This is a genomic window from Microbacterium hibisci (assembly GCF_015278255.1).
Classification (GTDB): Bacteria; Actinomycetota; Actinomycetes; order Actinomycetales; family Microbacteriaceae; genus Microbacterium; species Microbacterium hibisci.
In genome coordinates, this window is sequence record NZ_JADIJC010000002.1 from 603199 (window position 1) to 607494 (window position 4296).

Genomic DNA, 4296 nt, shown 5'->3' on the forward strand with positions numbered 1-4296 from the left:
GGGCTCGCGGTCGCGGTGTGCGCCGGGTGCGGGGGCGTTTCGTCTCGCTCGTTCCTCGCTCGCTCGACGCCCGGGCTCGCGGTCGCGGTGTGCGCCGGGTGCGGGGGCGTTTCGTCTCGCTCGTTCGTCGCTCGCTCGACGGCCGGCCCCGGTCGTTGAGCGGAGGGCGCTCCAGCGCCCGAAGACGAAACGCCCACGGCGGAGGTACGAGCCGCGTCGAGCACCTCGAACACGTCGTCGGTCGCCGCCACGCCCTCCGCCGCGGCGTGGAACTGCACGCCGACCTGGCGCAGCGGCAGATACGCCTCGGGCGCGAGCAGCAGCACGAAGAGGCCGACCGCGAGCGTCAGCGACCCGTCGATGAGCCGGAACCCGATCGAGACTGCGACGATCGCGACCGAGATCGACGCGAGGAACTCGAGCATGAAACCCGAGAGGAACGAGACGCGGAGCACGCGCATCGTCTCGCGGCGGTACTCGTCGGTGACACGCTCGATGGACGCGGCGGCACGGTGCTGCCGGCCGAAGATCTTGAGGGTCGACAGGCCCTGCACGGTGTCGGCGAAGCGCGACGCGAGGCGCTGCAGCGTGCGCCACTGCTTCTGCTGCACCGAGCGCGTGGCGAGGCCGATCAGAACCATGAAGATCGGGATGAGGGGAAGGGTGAGCAGCACGGTGAGGCCCGAGATCCAGTCCTGCCACCACATCACCGCCAGGATCAGCGGCGTCGCGACGACGGTCTGCACCAGCTGCGGCAGGTAGCGGCCGAAGTACGCCTCGAGCGCTTCGAGTCCGCGCCCGGCGGTCACCGCAAGGGCAGCGGAGTTCCGGGCGCCGAGCCATTCCGTCCCCAGGACTCCGACCGCCTCGACGAGTGCGGCGCGCAACTGGCCCTGCACACGCGCGGCGGCGCGGGCCGACACGGCTTCGCGCGCCCACAGCAGCACCGCGCGCGCGACCACCACGATCGCGAGCGCTGCGAGCGTCGGAGACAGCTCGGGCAGCGGCATCCCGTCGATGGCGCCGGTGATCGCGCGCGTCAGCAGCCACGCGAACGCGACGATGACGCCCGTCTGCGCCACCGCGAGGGCGCCGATCGCGACGAAGAACCAGCGCGAGGCCCGCGCGTACCGCAGCAGGCGAGGGTCGACCGGCTTGCCCGACAGCGGTCGGGGTCCGTCGTCCTGCGTCTCGTCCATCGCTCCTTCGACCCTACCCGCGCCCGTATGCGGCCCTCCGTCGTCCCGCCCGGCCCCGTCGAGCAGCCACGCTCTCGCCGGGCTCGCACATCGTCGACGCGTCCGACGTGCTGTCCGGCGAGCAACCGCGGTGTCGACGAAGCGGGAGGGGACGGATGCCGCGGGTCGCGGCATCCGTCATCCCTTCGTCTCAGTGGGCGGGCGCCGCAGCTGCCTGCTCGATCCGCGAGCGGGTGATGCGCTTGCGGAAGATCCAGTACGTCCAGCCCTGGTAGGCGAGCACCAGCGGCAGGAAGATGAGCGCCGCCCACGACATGATCGTCAGCGTGTAGTCGGTGCTCGACGCGTTCTCGATGGTGAGGGAGCCCGCCGGGTCGCCGGTCGAGGGCATCACGTACGGGAACAGCGCGAACCAGACGGCGAGCACCGCCGAGACGATGGTGAAGGCGCCGAACCCGAACGCCCAGCCCTCGCGGCCCCGCGCGTTGGCGAGCCACGATGCGATGAGCAGCACCGCCGCCACCGCCGAGAGCACGGCGGTGACGAGTGCGAAGTCGCGGCCCTCGGTGAACGCCATGCCGACCGTCCACACCAGGAACGCGGCGGCGACCACGATCGTCAGCAGCCCCGCGCGGCCGGCGAGCCGGCGCGCGTCGGCGGCGACCTGGCCGTCGGTCTTCAACGCGACGAAGTAGACGCCGTGCGTGAAGAACAGCAGCAGCGTCGTGAGACCGCCGAGCAGCCCGTAGGGGTTGAGCAGTGTCAGCAGCGAGCCCGTGAACTCATGGGCGGCGTCCAGCGGCACACCCTGCACGATGTTCGCGACGGCGACGCCCCACAGGAACGCCGGCACGGCCGAGCCGATGACGATCATCCGGTCGAAGCCGGCCTTCCACCGCAGCGAGTCGCGCTGGTGACGGTACTCGAACGAGACGCCGCGCAGGATCAGGGCGAGCAGGATCAGCAGCAGCGCGAGGTAGAAGCCGCTGAAGAGCGTCGCGTACCACTCGGGGAACGCGGCGAACAGGCACGCGCCGGCGACGATGACCCAGGTCTCGTTGAGGTCCCACACCGGGCCGATGGTGTTGATCACCTGGCGTCGGCTGACGTCGTTCTTGCCGAGGAACGGCAGCGACATGCCGACGCCGAAGTCGAACCCGTCGAGCACGAAGTAGCCGACGAAGAGGAAGCCGACGATCCAGAACCAGAGGTAGGCGAGATCCATGATGTTCTCCTGCAGCCCTTAGTAGACCGTCGTGGGGGTGTCTTCGACCGCGACGTCGCGGGGGTGGGGGTCATCCGGTCCGGGCAGCGGATCCGGACCCTTCTTGGCGGTCTTCACGATGAGGCCGAACTCCACCACCGCCAGCGCGGCGTAGATGAGCGTGAACGCCGTCAACGAGATGAGCACGGTCCAGCCGGGCACCGACGGCGAGACCCCGTCTTCGGTGAGCATGAGGCTGAAGACGATCCACGGCTGGCGGCCCATCTCGGTGAAGACCCAGCCGACGAGGATCGCGAAGAGCGAGGCAGGCCAGGCCCAGATCGCGAGGCGCCACGCCCACGCGGGAACCTCGCGCTTGGCCTTCTTGCGCGTGAGCCAGAGACCGACGACGCCGACCAGCGCCGCCACGCTGCCGAGGCCGATCATCCAGCGGAACGACCAGTACGTGACCCACAGGATCGGCGCGAAGTTGCCGTCGACCTGGTCGGCGAACTGCGGGAACAGCTCCGTCGTGTACTGCAGGTTGAGGTCGTTGATGCCCTCGACGCAGCCGTCGAACGAGTGCGTCGACAGCAGCGCGAGCAGATACGGCACGCGGATCGAGAACAGCTCGCTCGAGCCGTCGGGGGTGCCGAGGGTGAACACCGAGAACGAGGCGTCCGCCCCGCAGGCGCTGTCGAACATCGCCTCGGCGGCCGCCATCTTCATCGGCTGCGTGGCCACCATCACGAGACTCAGCTGGTCGCCCGAGATGGCGACACCGGCGAAGGCGGCGATGAGTCCCCACAGGCCGAACTTCAGCGACGAGCGCATCATGTCGATGTTCTGCTTGCGCAGGAGGTGCCAGGCCGAGATCGACACGATCACGCCCGCCGTCATCATGAAAGCGGCGAAGAGAGTGTGGGGAAGCGCCGCGAGGGCCACCGGGTTGGTCAGCACCGCGAAGAAGTCGGTCATCTCGGCGCGCGAGCCGTCTTCGGCCATCTTGAAGCCGACCGGGTTCTGCATGAAGGCGTTCGCCGCGAGGATGAAGTACGCCGAGAACCATGCGCCGATCGTCGCGATCCAGATGCTGGCGAGGTGGAGGGCCTTGGGCAGCTTGTCCCACCCGAAGATCCAGAGGCCGATGAAGGTCGCCTCGAAGAAGAAGGCCATGAGGCCCTCGAAGGCGAGTGGGGCGCCGAAGACATCGCCGACGAAGCGCGAGTAGGACGACCAGTTCATGCCGAACTGGAACTCCTGCACGATCCCCGTCACGACGCCCATCGCGAAGTTGATCAGGAAGATCTTGCCGAAGAAGCGGGTCAGATGGAGCCACTTCACGTTGCCGGTGCGGAACCACGCGGTCTGGAAGATCGCGACCGTCAGCGCCATGCCCAGCGTGAGTGGGACGAACAGGAAGTGGTAGAGCGTCGTGAGGCCGAACTGCCAGCGTGCCAGCAGCAGAGGGTCCAGCAGATCCATGTGCGCTTCCGATCGATCCGGACGTGGTCTGACCACAGTAACATGTGGTCAGACCACACAGGCGAGCATCCCCCAGCGGGTGCTCCGTGGTTCAGAATCCCAGGATCGGCGGCGTCGCGCGAGGCCTGCCGCCGTGAATAAAGCGTCATCGCGGAGTCGGGTGCGCGAGGGCGCGGCTACCCTCGAGAACATGGCGAGCCGGGCGCAGCGATCGGGGCCGGGCGCATGACGGCGGTTCCGGTGGTGATCGGTCGGCGGATGCCGGTGCCGGCGGCGTCGGCTGCCGCGCGCGTGTCCGCGGGTGAGGCGCCCGTGGCGGCGGGTGTGGGGGCGCCGTTGGTGGATACGCATGGGCGGGTGCATCGGGATCTGCGGATCTCGCTCACGGACCGGTGTTCGCTGCGGTGC

Annotated in this window: 3 protein-coding genes and 1 pseudogene; 1 reads left to right on the forward strand and 3 read right to left on the reverse strand. The window is 69.0% G+C overall.

Annotated elements, in window-relative coordinates:
- The 3 genes from IM770_RS06865 to IM770_RS06875 all read right to left on the reverse strand — a co-directional run.
- Positions 1-1199, reverse strand: a 1199-nt coding sequence (locus IM770_RS06865) for an ABC transporter ATP-binding protein/permease (protein WP_275403126.1), incomplete at its 3' end; no start/stop codon positions are given.
- 190 nt (positions 1200-1389) lie between these two features.
- On the reverse strand, positions 1390-2424 hold the full coding sequence (gene cydB / locus IM770_RS06870; protein WP_203580374.1) for a cytochrome d ubiquinol oxidase subunit II: 1035 nt from the start codon (positions 2422-2424) through the stop codon (positions 1390-1392).
- A gap of 18 nt (positions 2425-2442) precedes the next feature.
- Positions 2443-3888, reverse strand: a complete 1446-nt coding sequence (locus tag IM770_RS06875; RefSeq protein ID WP_203580375.1) for a cytochrome ubiquinol oxidase subunit I — start codon at positions 3886-3888, stop codon at positions 2443-2445.
- A 225-nt stretch (positions 3889-4113) separates the two neighbouring features.
- On the opposite strand from IM770_RS06875, the pseudogene IM770_RS06880 reads away from it, so the two are divergent.
- Positions 4114-4296, forward strand: a pseudogene (locus IM770_RS06880) (GTP 3',8-cyclase MoaA); the annotation flags it as partial.

Coding starts and splice junctions, on each gene's coding strand:
- IM770_RS06875 (WP_203580375.1), bottom strand. CDS start 3,888: ATGGATCTGCTGGACCCTCTGCTGCTGGCACGCTGGCAGTTCGGCCTC.
- cydB (WP_203580374.1), bottom strand. CDS start 2,424: ATGGATCTCGCCTACCTCTGGTTCTGGATCGTCGGCTTCCTCTTCGTC.